This is a genomic window from Micromonospora sp. NPDC005220 (assembly GCF_040607895.1).
Lineage (GTDB): Bacteria > Actinomycetota > Actinomycetes > Mycobacteriales > Micromonosporaceae > Micromonospora.
In genome coordinates this window covers 1-16,395 of the sequence record NZ_JBEXHP010000003.1, presented here as the reverse complement: position 1 = coordinate 16,395, position 16,395 = coordinate 1, and the positions used below count along the sequence as shown (strand labels likewise).

Genomic DNA, 16,395 nt, shown 5'->3' with positions numbered 1-16,395 from the left:
CCCGGCTGTGACGGCCCCCACCGCACCGCGGACCCACCCTCAACCCGTCGCGACGGCCAGTGGGGCGGGGGCACCGAGCACATCGGAGAGCAGTTGCGCGCACCACTGGAGCAGCGCCTGGTCCCGCAGCGGCTCGCCACCGATCCGACGGGTGGTCGGTCGGGGCACGCTGACCTGGTCGGTGGCCTGCTTGTAGACGGCATCCGGGTGGTAGCGCTTGAGCCGCATCTGCTTCGAGTCCGGTAGCGGCAGCGGGCCGAACCGTACGTGCTTGCCCTGCATGGACACGTCGCTCAGGCCGTACCGGCGGGCCAGCAGGCGGAACCGGGCCACCTCCACCAGGTTCTGCACCGGGGCCGGCGGCTCGCCGTACCGGTCGGTCATCTCGGCGACGACCTCGCGCAGACGCTCCTCGTCGCGTGCCTCGGCGAGCTTGCGGTACATCTCCAGGCGCAGCCGCTCCACACTCACGTAGTCGTGCGGCAGGTGGGCGTCGATCGGCAGGTCGATCTTGACGTCGGCCTCCTCCTCCGGCCGCTCACCCTTGAACGCGGAGACCGCCTCGCCGACCATCCGCACGTACAGGTCGAAGCCGACGCCCTCGATGTGCCCGGACTGCTCGCCACCGAGCAGGTTGCCGGCACCCCGGATCTCCAGGTCCTTCATCGCCACGTACATGCCGGCGCCCAACTCGGTGTGCTGGGCGATGGTCGCCAACCGCTCGTGGGCGTGTTCGGTGAGCGGCTTCTCCGGCGGGTAGAGGAAGTACGCGTACGCCCGCTCCCGGCCCCGGCCGACCCGGCCCCGGATCTGGTGCAGCTGGGCCAGGCCGAGCAGGTCGGCCCGCTCCACGATCAGGGTGTTGGCGTTCGGGATGTCGATGCCCGACTCGACGATCGTGGTGCAGACCAGGACGTCGAACTCCTTCTCCCAGAAGCCGACCATGACCTTTTCCAGGGCTTCCTCGCCCATCTGGCCGTGCGCCACCGCGACCCGCGCCTCGGGCACCAGCTCCCGCAGCCGCCGGGCCGCCCGGTCGATCGACTCGACCCGGTTGTGCAGGTAAAAGACCTGCCCGTCGCGGAGCAGCTCCCGGTGGATGGACGCGGCCACCTGCCGGTCGTCCTGGGCGCCGACGAAGGTGAGCACCGGGTGCCGCTCCTCCGGCGGGGTGGCGATGGTGGACATCTCCCGGATGCCGGTGATCGCCATCTCCAGGGTGCGCGGGATCGGGGTGGCAGACATGCTCAGCACGTCGACCGACGCGCGCAGCGTCTTCAGGTGCTCCTTGTGCTCGACTCCGAAGCGCTGCTCCTCGTCGACGACCACCAGACCCAGCTGCTTGAACCGGGTCGCCGTCTGCAACAGCCGGTGGGTGCCGATGACGATGTCGACAGTGCCGTCGGTGACCATCTCCAGCGTCCGCTCGGTCTCCTTCGCCGTCTGGAACCGCGACAGCTGCCGGATCTGGACCGGGAACTGGCTCATCCGCTCGGCGAACGTGTTGTAGTGCTGCTGCACCAGCAGGGTCGTCGGCACCAGCACCGCCACCTGCTTGCCGTCCTGCACCGCCTTGAACGCCGCCCGGACCGCGATCTCGGTCTTGCCGTAGCCGACGTCGCCACAGATCAGCCGGTCCATCGGGACGGTCTGCTCCATGTCCCGCTTGACCTCGTCGATCGCGGCGAGCTGGTCCGGCGTCTCCTGCCAGGGGAACGCGTCCTCCAGCTCCCGCTGCCACGGGGTGTCCGGGCCGAACGAGTGCCCCTTGGACGCCTTGCGCGCGGCGTACAGCTGAATGAGCTGCGCGGCGATCTCGCGGACCGCCTTGCGGGCCCGCGCCTTGGACTTCTGCCAGTCCGAGCCGCCCATCTTGTGCAGGGTCGGCTGCTCGCCGCCCACGTAGCGGGAGAGCTGGTCGAGCTGGTCGGTGGGGACGAACAGCCGGTCGCCGGGCTGGCCCCGCTTGCTGGCCGCGTACTCGATGACCAGGTATTCCCGGCTGGCGCCGTTGACGGTGCGCTGCACCAGCTCGACGTAACGGCCGATGCCGTGCTGCTCGTGCACCACGAAGTCGCCGGCCTTCAGCTCCAACGGGTCGATGGTGTTGCGCCGCCGGCTCGGCATCTTGCGCATGTCCCGCGTCGAGGTGCCCCGGCCACCGGTCACGTCGTTGCCGGTGAGCAGCACGAAGCGGGACGCCTCGTCGACGAACCCGCTGCTCAACGCACCACAGGTGACCACCAGCTCGCCGGGGACGGGCGCGGTCGGCACCTCCTCGGTCAACCGGGCACCCAGGCCGGCGTCGCGCAGCACCTCCACCGCCCGCTGGGCGGGGCCGTGCCCCTCGAAGACCAGCGCGATCGACCAGCCCTCGCCGGCCCAGCGCCTGAGGTCCTCGACGACCCGCGCGGTCTCGCCGTGGTAGAGCGGCGCCGGCTGCGCGGAGAGGGTCACCGCGATGGCGTCGTCCGGGGTGACGGCTGCCTGCTCCGGCGCATCTTCCCAGGGCTGCCGCGCCTCGGCGGTCTCCCCCTCGACGAGACCGAACGGGGACAGCGTCCACCACGGCTGACCGAGCTTGCCCGCGGTGGCGCGTACCTCGCCCAGGGTGCGGAACGCGGCGGCGCCGACGTCCACCGGGGCCTGGCCGCCGACCGCGGCGGCGGCCCAGCTGGCCTGCAAGAACTCCTCCGAGGTACGCACCAGATCGTGCGCCCTCGTGCGGATCCGCTCCGGGTCGCAGAGCAGGACGTGAGTGCCGGCCGGCATCGCGTCCAGCAGCAGCTCCAACGAGTCGGGGCCGACCAGCACCGGGGCCAGCGACTCCATCCCCTCCACCGGGATGCCCTCGGCCAGCTTGTCCAGGATCTCGGCCAACTCGGGGTGCTGCTCGGCGAGCGCGGCCGCCCGCTCACGCACCGCCGGGGTCAGCAGCAGCTCCCGGCAGGGCGGCGCCCACAGCAGCGGCACCTGCTCGATGGTCCGCTGGTCGGCGACGGCGAAGGTGCGGATCTCCTCCACCTCGTCGCCCCAGAACTCGACCCGGGACGGGTGCTCGTCGGTGGGCGGGAAGACGTCCAGGATGCCGCCGCGCACCGCGAACTCGCCGCGCTTGGTCACCAGGTCGACCCGGGCGTACGCCATGTCGATCAGCCGACGGGCGACCTCCTCCAGGTCCGCCTCCTCGCCGGCGGCGAGCTGCACCGGCTCCAGGTCCCCGAGCCCCTTCAGCTGAGGCTGGAGCAGCGAACGGACCGGAGCCACGACCACCCGCAGCGGCCCGGTGCCGCCGTGCGCGTCGGTCGCCTCCGGGTGCGCCAGCCGGCGCAGCACGGCCAGCCGGCGGCCGACCGTGTCCGAGCGTGGAGAGAGCCGCTCGTGCGGCAGCGTCTCCCAGGAGGGAAAGACCACTACCTGCTCGGCCGGGAGCAACCCGCCCAGCGCGGCGGCCAGATCGTCGGCCTCCCGGGTGGTGGCGGTCACCGCCAGCACCGGTCGGCCGGCCCCGTCGTTGTCCGCGGCGACAGCCGCCACGGCGAACGGGCGCAGCGCCGCCGGGGCGGTGATGTCGAGGCCGTCGACCTGGGCGGCACCGGAGCGCGCCAGGTCACGCGCCCGGGCCAGCCCCGGGTCGGCCAGGGCGGCGGTGAACAGACCGGTGAGCAAGGGAATCCTTCCGGGGGGAGTCGACGCACACGACGGCGGCCCCTCGTCCAGCCGGACGGGGGGTGCACGACAACAAGCCTAGCCCCGTCGACCGACAACCACCCCCTTCCGCCCAGGTCCCCGCCGTACCGCGCGTCGCCTGCGCCCGCCCCGCCCGTCCGGCCACCGACGCCTGCCCAAAATCCGGGCAAGTCATCCCAAAGTTGCTGCTTCCGGTAGGAGCAGTGCGGGCGCGGCGATCATGCAGTTGTGGTGCCCGGCTTAGCCGTTTACGGGCGTTTTGTTGCCCACCACAACTGCATGATCGGCGAGGTGGCGCCGGTTGTTGTCCAGGATGTAGTGGTCACGAACTCGCCGAACCGCACTCTTTCCTGGATCCAGCGCGATCTTGAGGGTCGAGGGTGCAGACCGCTCCGCAGCGACGGAACCCCCCATGGATCTTGACGGTGTGTCGGCTTCATGGTCGGGTTTCGGGATGGGTGAGCAGTGGCGGGCACAGTTCGACGCGGAGGTGAGCTTCGCCAACGGCGGCGGGCTGCGCACCGAGGGATTCCGGCTGGACATCCCCGGTCCGGAGATCACCGACGATGACCTGGCGGCGCTGTTCGTGCGGCATCTCGGGCTGCTGATGGTCGCCGAGGTCCGGATCAACGCGAAGATGATCATCGAAGAGCGGCACAAGGGTGGCCGGAGCGTGTCAGTCGATCAGCCGGCGTCCGCCCGCAGGCTGGTCGAGCTGAGCCACGTGATCAGCGACGGAATGACCACCCTGCCGGGCTGGCCGGCGCCCCGGATCACCGACTGGCTGACCTTCGCGGCGTCCCGCGAGCGGTACGCGCCGGGCACCGAGTTCCACGTGGCACGGATCGACATGATCGCCAACACCGGCACCTACCTGGACACCCCCGCCCATCGTTGGGCCGGCCGCGACGACCTGACCGGGGTGCCGCTGAGCCGACTCGCCGACCTGCCCGGGGTGGTGGTGCGGGTGCCGTCGGGCACCCGGGCGGTGGAGCGACTGATGCTGGCCCCCTACGAGGTGGCCGGGCGGGCGGTGCTGCTGCATACCGGGTGGGATGCGCACTTCGGCACCGAGCGGTACGGCGCGCCGGAGGCTCCGTATCTGGCCGGGGACGCCGCCCAGGCGTTGGCCGACGCGGGTGCGGCCCTGGTCGGAATCGACTCGATCAACATCGACGACATGAGCCCGGCCGCCGGGGGCGTACGACCTGCGCACAGCACGCTGCTCGCCGCCGGCATCCCGATCGTGGAGCACCTGACCGGCCTGGGCGCGTTGCCACCGAGTGGGTTCCGGTTCACCGCGGCCCCGCCGATGGTGGCCGGCATGGGCACCTTTCCGGTGCGCGCCTTTGCCGTCGTCAATCCCTGACGCCACCCGGGACGCCGTCACCGCGCGGGGCCGGTCTCGCCCGCACCACGAACCGCTGGCGGCCCGGGCCAACTGGTTCCACCGCTCGCTCCGCAAATCGGGCCATAAGCTAACAACGTGGACAAAGAACCGCGCGGTACGGCTCGGGACTGGGCGCCGCGCAGCATCGGACTGCTCCTCGGCACCCTGGCGCTGGCCACCGCGTTCATCGCCGCCTACGTCGGGGCACTGCACCAGCCCACGCCGCGCGACCTGCCGGTCGGCGTCGCCCGCGGCGACCAACGCGCCCAGGCGACGCTCAACGCCATCCGGGACCAGAGCACCATCATCAAACCGATCGGGTACGACGACAGCAGCGCCGCCGAGGACGGCCTGCTCAGCCGCGCGGTGTACGCGGTGCTCAGCACCGGCCCGGACAACGGCCTGCTCCTCACCATCGCCAATGCCTCCGGCCCCTCCGCCACCAGCGCGATCAAGGAGGTCCTCGGCACCGCCGCCACCCGCACCGGCACCCCGCTACAGGTCGTCGACGAGGTGCCGGTCACCCCGGATGATCCACGCGGGGTGGTGCCCTTCTACCTGAACGTCGGGTACGTGCTCGGGGGCTATCTCGCCTCGACAGTGCTCGGGATATCCGCCGGCACCACTCCCCGCACGGCGCGTCGAGCCGGACTGCGCATCGCCGCCCTGGCGGTCTACAGCGTGCTGCTCGGCATCGCCGGCGCGGTCGTGGTCGGACCCGTCCTGGACATCTGGCACCACGACGTACCGACGATCGCCGCCATCGGCGCGCTGGCCGTCTTCGCCGCCGCCATGTTCGCCAGCGCCATCCAGGGCTGGCTGGGCGTCGCGGGCACCGCGCTGGTCATCCTGCTGCTGGTGGTGCTCGGCAACCCGGGCTCCGGCGGCATCTACGCGCCGGAGTTCCTGCCCGGCGTGCTGCGCGGCATGCACCGGTGGAACATTCCGGGGCTCGCCAACGACCTGACCAAGGCCGCTGTGTACTTCGACTGGCGGTCGGCCGGCTGGCCCGCGCTCGCCCTGGCGCTGTGGGCGGTGCTCGGCATCGTCGGGTTGGTCAGCGCGAGCCTGGTCCGCGGTGGCCGGGCCGCCAACCCCGGCTCCGGGCCAGCCCACGCCGGCTCCTGACCCGCCCGTCCTGGCCCCGAACGACGCCGTCCCGGGCCCCCGCCAGTCCGCCACGGTGGTTGAGATCACGCCGGAAAACACCCTCCCGGAGGCAATGGATCATCAGGGGGCCCTCCAGACATCCCCGGCGCGCGGATACCATCCAGTAAGTCGGACAGCGCTGTCCTTCGTATCCACGCAAGGGAGCGCATCGTGACCGACCAGCACGACCACGACGGCCCGGACGCCGCACTGCGCGCCGACATCCGCCGACTCGGCACCCTGCTCGGCCAGACCCTGGCCCGCCAGGAGGGCCGCCCGCTGCTCGACCTCGTCGAGGAGATCCGCGCCCAGGTGCGCTCCGACGCCCCGGCGGCCGCCCAGCGCCTCGGCGGGCTCGACGTGACCACCGGCACCAAGCTGGCCCGCGCCTTCTCCACCTACTTCCACCTGGCCAACATCACCGAGCAGGTGCACCGGGCCCGGGATCTGCGCCGCCGCCGCGCGGTGCAGGGCGGCTGGCTGGACCAGGCCGCCAAGATGATCGCCGAGCGCGGGGTGCCGGCCGAGGAGATCGCCAACGCGGCTCGCCGGCTGGCGGTACGACCGGTCTTCACCGCACACCCGACCGAGGCGGCCCGTCGCTCGATCCTGTCGAAGCTGCGGGCGATCGCCGACGAGTTGGACACCGAGACCGCCAACGCCATCCTCTACGGCGCCAGCGACGAGGGCCCGGCCAACCGCCGGCTGGCCGAGTTGCTGGACCTGATGTGGCAGACCGACGAGCTGCGGCTCGACCGGCCGGACCCGACCGACGAGGCCCGCAACGCGATCTACTACCTGCGCGACCTGTACGCCGAGGCCGCCCCGCAGGTGCTCGACGACCTGGCCGACACGTTGCGCACGCTCGGTGTGGAAACCTCACCGACGGCCCGGCCGCTGAGCTTCGGCACCTGGATCGGCGGCGACCGCGACGGCAACCCGTTCGTCACCCCGGCGGTGACCCGCGAGGTCCTGACCATTCAGCACGAGCACGGCATCGCGGCCACCGAGAAGGCGATGGACCACCTGATCAACGAGGTCTCGGTGTCCCGCCGACTGCGCGGGGTGTCCCTGGACCTCTCCGCCAGCCTCGCCGCCGACCTGGACGCGCTGCCCGAGGTGGCGCAGCGCTTCCGCCGGGTCAACGCGGAGGAGCCCTACCGACTCAAGGCGCGCTGCGTGAAGGCGAAGCTCGCCAACACCCGGCTGAGGTTGCGTCAGGGCACCGCGCACGTGCCCGGCCGGGACTACCGGGGCTCGGCCGAGCTGATCGCCGACCTGGACCTGCTGCGTGCCTCGCTGGCCCGCAACTCCGGGCAGCTCACCGCGGTCGGCCGGTTGGCCTCCACCATCCGTACGGTCTCCGCGTTCGGCCTGCACCTGGCCACCATGGACGTCCGGGAGCACGCCGAGGCGCACCACGCGGTGCTGGCGCAGCTCTACGAGGCGGTCGGCGAGGTCTCCGACTACCCGGCGCTGACCCGGCTGGAACGCACCAAGCTGCTCGCCGACGAGCTGAGCGGCCGCCGACCCCTGTCGACGGTGGACACGTCGCTGTCCGAGCCGGCCCGCAAGACGTTCGACGTGTTCGGGACCATCCGGGAGGCCCAGGACCGGTTCGGCGCCGAGGTGATCGAGTCGTACATCATCTCGATGACCCTGGGCGTCGACGACGTGCTGGCCGCCGTGGTGCTGGCCCGCGAGGCCGGTCTGGTGGACGTGCACAGCCGGCGGGCCCGAATCGGGTTCGTGCCGCTGTTGGAGACCCCGGCCGAGTTGAATGCCGGCGGCGAACTCCTCGACGAGTTGCTGTCGCTGCCCGCGTACCGGGCGCTGGTGACCGCCCGAGGCGACGTGCAGGAGGTCATGCTCGGCTACTCCGACTCCAACAAGGAGGCCGGGATCACCACCAGCCAGTGGTCGATCCACCGGGCGCAACGCGCGCTGCGCGACGTGGCCGCCCGGCACGGCGTACACCTGCGGCTGTTCCACGGCCGGGGCGGCACGGTCGGGCGCGGCGGCGGGCCGACGCACGAGGCGATCCTGGCGCAGCCGTACGGGACCATGGACGGCGCGATCAAGGTGACCGAGCAGGGCGAGGTCATCTCCGACAAGTACACCCTGCCCTCGCTGGCCCGGGAGAACCTGGAGCTGACCCTCGCCGCGGTGCTCCAGGCGACGCTGCTGCACACCGCGCCCCGGCAGCCGGCCGAGATGCTGGAACGCTGGGACGCGACGATGGACGTGGTCTCCGAGTCGGCGTTCCGGTCGTACCGGTCGCTCGTCGAGGACCCGGACCTGCCGGCGTACTTCTGGGCGTCCACCCCCACCGAGCTGCTCGGCGCGCTGAACATCGGCTCCCGACCGGCGAAGCGCCCGAACACCGGCGCCGGGTTGTCCGGGCTGCGGGCCATCCCGTGGGTGTTCGGCTGGACGCAGACCCGGCAGATCGTGCCGGGCTGGTTCGGTGTCGGCTCCGGGCTGGCCGCCGCTCGCGAGGCCGGGCTGGCGGACGTGTTGGCCGAGATGCACCGCAACTGGCACTTCTTCCGCACGTTCCTGTCGAACGTCGAGATGATGCTGACCAAGACGGACCTGAGCATCGCCCGCCGGTACGTCGAGACGCTGGTGCCGAAGAAGCTGCACCCGATCTTCGAGCAGATCGAGCAGGAGTACGAGCTGACCAAGCGGGAGGTGCTGGCGATAACCGCCGCACCGGCGCTGCTGGAGAACTCGCCGGTGCTTCAGCGCACGCTTGCCGTCCGCGACACCTACCTGGAGCCGCTGCACCACCTTCAGGTGGCGCTGCTGCGGCAGTACCGGGAGTCGGGTGCCGCCGGGCGGGCGATCGCCACCGCTCCGGGCGGCCGGCGCGCACCGAGCGACGGCACCGCCCTGGAACGCGCGCTGCTCACCACTGTGAACGGCATCGCCGCCGGAATGCGCAACACCGGCTGATCAGCAGCTACGGATACGGGCCCCGGTCACTGCGACCGGGGCCCGTACTCGTAGCTCTGCGAACGACGGTCAGAAGTCGCCGCCGCCGAAATCCCCGCCGCCGAAGTCGCCGCCGCCGAAGCCACCGCCGAAATCGCCGCCACCGAAGTCGCCGCCGGCGTAGTCGCCACCGCCGAAGTCGCCACCGCCGAAGTCCCCACCCTGGTCGCCGAAGTCCCCGCCCTGGTCGCCGCCGTCGCCGCCCTGGTCGACGCCGTCACCGAAGCCCTCCTGGTAGCCGGCGTCGTAGCCGTACCCCGGGTCGGCGAAGGCGGGCGAGAAGAGCGCGTCGGCGATCAGGATGCCGCCGAGCACACCGGCGCCGGCGCCCAGCGCCGTCTTCCACCAGGGCGTCGAATACCAGCCGGCGGGCACCGGTCGACCCTGGTACCGCCCACCGGGGTAGTAGTAGGGCGTTTCCCGGCCGGGTTGCGGCCCGGCCCGGAAGGTCTGCCCCTGCACGTCGACCTCGCGCTCCCTGGTGAGCTGCCCCACGCCGCGGGCGGCGGCCAGGGTCGGCACCTCGGGGCCCGGGTCGATGCCCAGCGCCGTTCGCGCCGCCCGGATGTACGCCAAGCCCTCCAGCGCAGTCTCCCGGGCCAGCGCGAACTGGTGCGGCGTGGACGCCTGCTCCAGCTGGGAGCCGGCCGCGTTGTACCGCTCACCGGCGTCGGCCAGCGCCTGGCGTACCGCTGGTTCGTCGCCGTGCAGGTTCATCAACTGGCCGCCGAGGCGCTCGTACCACCGCTGCGCCTCCGCGCGGGCGTCGCCGAGCTCGGTGCGTCGGCGGGCACCGGCCTGGGCGCGGATGAGCGCGGCGGCGCCCAGCGCGCCGACCAGCACGACGGCGAGGCAGAGCACAAGTTCCATGTCATCGAACGTACCCCCGGCTGTCACGTCGTATCCGTCTGGCAAGCTCCGGTGATGGACGTCTCGACGCTGCTCCTGGTGATCGTGTGCCTCGGTGTCGGCGGGGCGGTGGGCTGGCTCGCGGCCCGGTCCCGGTCGGCGGCCGACATCGCCCGGCTGGATGCCACCCTGGCCGCCACCCGGGAGGGCGAGGGTCGGCTGGAGCAGTCCATGCGGGCGTTGAGCTACGAGGCCACCGCACAGTCCCAGGAGGCGGTGGCGCGGGCGGTCGCGCCGCTGCACGACACGCTGCGCCGCTACGAGCAGCGGGTGGCCGAGCTGGAGCACGACCGCGTCGACGCGTACGCCGAGCTGCGGGAGCAGGTCCGGTCGATGAACGCGGTCTCCGGTGAGCTGCGCACCGAGACCAAGCAGTTGGTGGCGGCGCTGCGCGCGCCGCAGGTGCGGGGCCGCTGGGGTGAGCACCAGCTGCGCCGGATCGTCGAGGCGGCCGGCATGCTGGAGCACTGCGACTTCTCCGAGCAGGTCACCGCCGCCACCGACCAGCAGGTCGTCCGACCGGATCTGGTGGTCCGACTGCACGGCGGTCGCTCGGTGGTGGTGGACGCCAAGGCACCGTTCGACGCGTACCTGACCGCCATGGAGGCCCGCGACGAACGTGGCCGGGACACCCACCTCGACGCGCACGCCCGGCACCTGCGGGGGCACGTGGACGCCCTGGCCGCCAAGTCGTACTGGTCGGCGTTCGACAACGCACCCGAGTTCGTGGTGCTGTTCGTCCCCGCCGACCCGTTCCTCGACGTCGCGCTCCAGCGAGACCCGACGCTGCTGGAGCACGCCTTTACCCGCAACGTGGTGCTGGCCACGCCGGCCACACTTGTCGCTCTGCTCCGTACGGTCGCCTACTCGTGGCGGCAGGAGGCACTGGCCCGCAACGCGCTCGCCGTGCACACCCTCGCCCGCGAGCTGTACGGCCGGCTCTCCACGCTGGGTGATCACGTAGGCAAGCTCGGGTCCTCGCTGGCCGGTGCGGTGACCGCCTACAACCGGGCGGTCGGCTCGTTGGAGGCCCGGGTGCTGGTCAGTGCCCGCAAGCTCGCCGAGTTGGGCGTCTCGGACGACGAGTTGGCCACGCCGGCCCAGGTCGAGTTGACGCCCCGGCAGCCGCAGGCACCCGAGCTGGCCGACCCGGCCGGCGACGAGGTCTCGGCCCGCTCACCACTCATGTGACAGTGCGTATCCCGCATATCACGAAGTGGTCACAAGGAACTGCCCACTAGTGACAGTGCTCGTCGACAACACGAAAGATTCTGCTCACCCGAGCGCCCTCCTCTGAAGGGCCCTGTTCTCTGGAGGAAAAGAGAACGTGAGCAGACTCCCAAACCTGAGCCGGCGCACCTCCGCCGCGCTCTTCGCATCGGTCCTGGCGGCGAGCGCCGTGACCGCCGTGGGTGGTGCCGCCACCGCGGCCGCCGCTCCCACGACCACAGCGGACACTTCCCCGGCCACCGCCGCCGAGACGCTGGGCGCGCACGACGCCAAACTGCTCAGCGAAGCCCGCGCCAAGAAGGCCCCGACCGTCACCCTGATCGTCGCCACCGAGAAGGGTGCGGCGGGAGACGTCGCCGACAGCCTCACCAAGCTCGGCGGCACGGTCAGCCAGCGGCAGGACCGGGTCGGCTTCGTGCTGGCCAAGGTCCCGACCGACCGCGTCCTCAAGGCGGCGCGACTGCCCGGCGTCTCGGCCGTCGACCTGGACGAGGTCATCCAACTGCCGGACCCGACCCCGGAAGGCACCCCCGCCGGCACCGCTGGCGCGCGGCAGGCCACCGTCGGCGCGCCGGGCGCAGCCACCCCGGCGGACAACCCCTACATGCCGACGAACGAGACCGGCGCGGTGGCGTTCACCGCGGCCCACCCGGAGTGGGACGGCCGGGGCGTCACGATCGGCATCATGGACTCCGGTGTGGACCTGGCCCACCCGGCGTTGCAGCAGACCACCACCGGCGAGCGCAAGATCGTCGACTGGGTCACCGCGACCGACCCGCTGGAGGACGGCAGCTGGCGGCGGATGCAGGCCGAGGTCGCCGGCCCGTCCTTCACCATCGCGGGCGGCACCTGGACGGCGCCGGCCGGCACGTACCGGTTCAACCTGTTCAGCGAGTCCGTCACCACCGCGAGCGACGCCCGCGGTGACGTCAACCGCGACGGCGACACGACCGACACCTGGGGTGTGCTCTACGACCCGGCCACCAACAACATCCGGGTGGACACCAACCAGAACCTCAACTTCACCGACGACCCGATCATGCGGCCGTACAAGGAGAAGTACGACATCGGCTGGTTCGGCACCGACAACCCGGCCACGCCGGTCGCCGAGCGGCAGCCCTTCGTCGTCGAGTTCCGCAAGAACGTGAACACCACGCCGATCGGGTTGCCGGGCACCTACGACTACGTCAACATCGGCATCGTCGAGAGCACCCACGGCACCCACGTCGCCGGCATCACCGCCGCCAACGACATGCTCGGCAACGGCGCCTTCGACGGTGCGGCCCCCGGCGCCAAGCTGGTCTCCGCCCGCGCCTGCTCGTGGGGCGGCGGCTGCACCGCGGCGGCCCTCACCACCGGCATGATCGACCTGGTGGCCAACCGTGGCGTCGACATCGTCAACATGTCGATCGGCGGCCTTCCGGGCCTGAACGACGGCAACAACGCGAGGACCAACCTCTACAACGAGCTGATCGAGACGTACGGCGTGCAGTTGGTCATCTCGGCCGGCAACTCCGGCCCGGGTCTGAACACCGTCGGCGACCCGTCCGTCGCCAGCAACGTGATCAGCGTTGCCGCCAGCATCAGCAAGGACACCTGGCTGGCCAACTACGGCTCGGTCGTGAGGAAGAAGAACGCCCTGTTCAACTTCTCCTCCCGTGGCCCGCGCGAGGACGGCGGCTTCAAGCCGAACATCGCCGCCCCCGGCTCGGCCATCTCCACCGCACCGACCTGGCAGCTCGGCAACCCGGTCCCCGAGGCCGGCTACCCGCTGCCGCCGGGCTACGCGATGCTGAACGGCACCTCGATGGCCTCTCCGCAGACCGCCGGCGCCGGCGCGTTGCTGCTGTCGGCCGCCAAGGCCACCGACCGGGGCGTCAGCCCGGCGGCGCTGCGGCGGGCGCTGTTCAGCTCCGCCAAGCCGATCGCGGACGTGCCGACGTACGCGCAGGGCTACGGCATGGTCAACGTGCCGGGCGCCTGGCAGCTGCTGCGCCAGGGCGTCGAAACCCGGTCGTACGTCTCCGACGCGCCGGTCTGCAGCCCGCTGGCGGACCAGCTGACCATCTGGAACGGTGTGAAGTTCGTGCCGAACCCGGGTCGGGGCACCGGGGTCTACAACCGCTGCGCCGCATCCGTGGGCGGCCACAAGGTCGGCCAGAGCAAGACCTACCCGGTCACGCTGACCCGCACCAGTGGCCCGGCCGGCACCATCAAGCACGACGTCACGCTCCAGGGCGACGACGGCACCTTCAAGGCGCCGAAGACGGTCGCGCTGCCGCTCAACAAGGCCGTCACCATCAACATCACCGCCAAGCCGGCCACCGAGGGCGCGCACGGCGCGATCGTGCGGATCGACGATCCGGCCACCAACGTGGTCGACTTCGAGGTGTCCACGGTGGTGGTGGCCTCGAACGACGTGAAGAAGCCCTCCTTCTCGTACGCCAACGAGGGCTCGGTCGACCGGAACGGCTTCACGTCGTACTTCGTCACCGTGCCGGAGGGCGCCAAGGCCCTCCAGGTGAACCTCTCCGGGATCGCCACCGATTCGCAGACCCGATTCATCGCGATCAACCCGCTGGGTGTGCCGGTGGAGAGCACCGCGAGCACCGCCTGCTACACCAACTTCTCCGACGTCAACGTCTGCAAGCCGCAGGAGCGTGACTACCAGAACCCGCTTCCCGGGGTCTGGGAGATCGAGGTGGAGTCGCGGCGGACGTCCCCGGCGCTGAACAACCCGTTCACGCTCCAGGCGCGGGTGCAGGGCCTGACCGTCGAACCGGCGCTGGTCGAGCTGCCCAGTGTCGAGGCCGGCAAGCCGACCCCGGTGAGCTGGAAGGTCACCAACGCCTTCGGCCCGGTCTCGGTCAGTGGCCGCAGCGGCGCGCTGACCGGTGTGCGTACCGAGCGTCCGACCATCACCGAGGGCGGCCCCAACCAGGAGTGGACCGTCGAGATCCCGGCGGGTACGTCGACGTTCACCGCCCGGATCGGCAACCCCGCGAACGCGGGCGCCGACCTGGACCTGTTCGTCTACCGGGGCACCACCGAGGTCGGCCGGGCCGCCGACGGTGACTCGGAGGAGGCGGTGACGCTGACCAACCCGCCGGCCGGCACCTACCGCGTCGTGGTGGAGCCGTACGGGGTCGACGGGCCGGGGACCAGCACCGCCTACGACTACTACGACGCGTTCGCGTCCGCCTCGCTGGGCACGATCACCGCCCCGGCCGTCGCGGTGCCGCTGATGCACGGCGAGTCGGCAACCATCACCGGCACGGTGACCGCGGTGGCCGTTCCGGCCGACGGGCGTCAACTCTCCGGTGAACTGGCGATCGTCACCACCGAGGGCGCCATCGTGGGTCGCGGCAACGTGTCCATCGGAGCCGTGAACTGATCCGCTGGTGACACCCGCAGGAGCCCGTCCCCGGTTCGGGGGCGGGCTCCCGCACGTCAGGGGCGAGTGCTCAGGACCGGTGGGCGGCCGTCACGACGAACGGGGTGCCCTGCTGGCAGGTGGTCATCATGCCGGGCTCCACCCGACCGGTGACCTCGACCCGCGCGCCCGCCATCAGCACGTCACGAGGGCCGCCGAGCAACAGGTAACCGTCGAGCAGTACGCAGCCGGGCTCCACGCCGCTCTGCAGGGTGCCGCTCAGGGTGGTGGCCCCGACGCCCGGCGGCGTGCTCGGGCCGCCCGGCTTCGGAGTCTTCACCCCGGGCGGCACGGTGGGGGTGACGGTCGCCGGCGAGGCGGTCGGGTCGGGCGTGGGCTGGCTGGTCACCGGCTGCGTTCCCGTCGGGGTCGGGGTGGGTGTGCCGCCTCCGACGCCCTGACCGCCGCAGGCGCTCAGCGCCACGCAGACGGCCAGCGCGGGGACGACGAGCCGAAGAGTCCTCATGCCGAATCTGACGTACGCCGACCCCGGTTCGTTCCCGTGCTCAGCCGCGCGCCGCAGCGGCCTTCATGTCCCGCCTCAGCTCCTGCGGAAGCGAGAAGGTGAGCCGCTCGTTGGCGGTGGTGATCTCCTCGACGTCGGCGAAGCCGCGCGCGGCGAGGTGGACCAGCACCTCCTGGACCAGGTCGTCCGGGACGCTCGCGCCCGAGGTCAGGCCGACCGTGGTGGCCCCCTCCAGCCAGGCGTCGTCGATCTCGTGCGCGAAGTCGACCAGGTGACCGGCGCGGGCGCCGGCGTCCAGGGCGACCTCGACCAGGCGGACCGAGTTGGAGGAGTTCGTGGAGCCGACCACGATCACCACGTCGCAGTCGGCGGCGATCTCCTTGACCACGTGCTGGCGGTTGGAGGTGGCGTAGCAGATGTCGTCGCTGGGCGGCGACTGCAACAGCGGCAGCCGCTGCTTGAGCCGGGCCACCGTCTCCAGCGTCTCGTCGACCGAGAGCGTGGTCTGGGAGAGCCAGACCACCTTCTCCGGATCACGTACGGTGATCTTGTCGGCGTCGTCCGGGCCGTCCACCAGCTGGATGTGGGCGGGGGCCTCACCGGCGGTGCCGATGACCTCTTCGTGCCCCTCGTGGCCGATGAGCAGGATGTCGTAGTCCTCGGCCGCGAAGCGCCGCGCCTCGTGGTGCACCTTGGTGACCAGCGGGCAGGTCGCGTCGATCGCCTTCAGCGAACGCGCCTTGGCCTGCTCGTAGACCTCCGGCGCCACGCCGTGTGCGGAGAAGATGACGGTGGCGCCCTCCGGCACCTCCTCGTTCTCCTCCACGAAGATCGCGCCCTGGGCCTCCAGGGTCTGCACCACGTGCTTGTTGTGCACGATCTGCTTGCGCACGTAGATCGGGGCGCCGTAGAGCTTCAGCGCCTCCTCCACGGTCTGCACCGCGCGGTCGACACCCGCGCAGTAGCCGCGGGGCTTGGCCAGGAGCACGCGCTTGCGGGTCTCAGTCACCACCCCATCGTACGTGCCACCCCCGAAACCCGACCCAGCCCGCAACCCCACCCCTGAGTCCCGGTGATCAAGAGGTTTGCGTCAGAAACGCGCCCAACGCTGACGCAAACCTCTTGATCACC

The 16,395-nt window shown here is 71.5% G+C and carries 9 protein-coding genes; 5 read left to right on the top strand and 4 right to left on the bottom strand.

Going from position 1 to position 16,395, the window contains the following annotated elements:
• Nucleotides 1-39: 39 nt before the first annotated feature.
• Nucleotides 40-3,669, bottom strand: coding sequence for a transcription-repair coupling factor (mfd, locus tag ABZU52_RS02025; RefSeq protein ID WP_354969242.1), 3,630 nt, complete (start codon nucleotides 3,667-3,669; stop codon nucleotides 40-42).
• A gap of 433 nt (nucleotides 3,670-4,102) precedes the next feature.
• On the opposite strand from mfd, the gene ABZU52_RS02020 reads away from it, so the two are divergent.
• From ABZU52_RS02020 to ppc, 3 genes are all read left to right on the top strand, one after another.
• Complete coding sequence (locus tag ABZU52_RS02020) at nucleotides 4,103-5,059, top strand: cyclase family protein (RefSeq protein ID WP_354969241.1); 957 nt, start codon at nucleotides 4,103-4,105, stop codon at nucleotides 5,057-5,059.
• A 117-nt stretch (nucleotides 5,060-5,176) separates the two neighbouring features.
• Nucleotides 5,177-6,208, top strand: coding sequence for a hypothetical protein (locus tag ABZU52_RS02015; protein ID WP_354969240.1), 1,032 nt, complete (start codon nucleotides 5,177-5,179; stop codon nucleotides 6,206-6,208).
• 192 nt (nucleotides 6,209-6,400) lie between these two features.
• Nucleotides 6,401-9,187 carry a phosphoenolpyruvate carboxylase gene (gene ppc, locus ABZU52_RS02010; protein ID WP_354969239.1) on the top strand — a complete coding sequence of 929 codons (2,787 nt, stop codon included), beginning with the start codon at nucleotides 6,401-6,403 and terminating at the stop codon, nucleotides 9,185-9,187.
• Between the two features lie 69 nt (nucleotides 9,188-9,256).
• Here the strand turns inward: ppc and ABZU52_RS02005 are convergent, their stop codons facing one another.
• Nucleotides 9,257-10,096: a hypothetical protein gene (locus ABZU52_RS02005; RefSeq protein WP_354969238.1), complete on the bottom strand. Its 840-nt coding sequence runs from the start codon at nucleotides 10,094-10,096 to the stop codon at nucleotides 9,257-9,259.
• Nucleotides 10,097-10,150: 54 nt separating this feature from the next.
• Here ABZU52_RS02005 and ABZU52_RS02000 point away from each other — a divergent pair, with 54 nt between their 5' ends.
• Nucleotides 10,151-11,326, top strand: a complete 1,176-nt coding sequence (locus ABZU52_RS02000; RefSeq protein WP_354969237.1) for a DNA recombination protein RmuC — start codon at nucleotides 10,151-10,153, stop codon at nucleotides 11,324-11,326.
• Nucleotides 11,327-11,462: 136 nt separating this feature from the next.
• The gene (locus tag ABZU52_RS01995; protein WP_354969236.1) at nucleotides 11,463-14,759 is read left to right on the top strand and encodes a S8 family serine peptidase; all 3,297 of its coding nucleotides are present in this window, start codon (nucleotides 11,463-11,465) and stop codon (nucleotides 14,757-14,759) included.
• A gap of 70 nt (nucleotides 14,760-14,829) precedes the next feature.
• On the opposite strand, the gene ABZU52_RS01990 is transcribed toward ABZU52_RS01995, so the two are convergent.
• Nucleotides 14,830-15,264 (bottom strand): hypothetical protein, encoded by a 435-nt coding sequence (locus tag ABZU52_RS01990; RefSeq protein WP_354969235.1) that lies wholly within the window; start codon nucleotides 15,262-15,264, stop codon nucleotides 14,830-14,832.
• Between the two features lie 40 nt (nucleotides 15,265-15,304).
• A complete protein-coding gene (locus tag ABZU52_RS01985) occupies nucleotides 15,305-16,318 on the bottom strand; it encodes a 4-hydroxy-3-methylbut-2-enyl diphosphate reductase (RefSeq protein WP_354969375.1) in 1,014 nt (337 codons plus the stop codon).
• Nucleotides 16,319-16,395 lie beyond the last annotated feature (77 nt).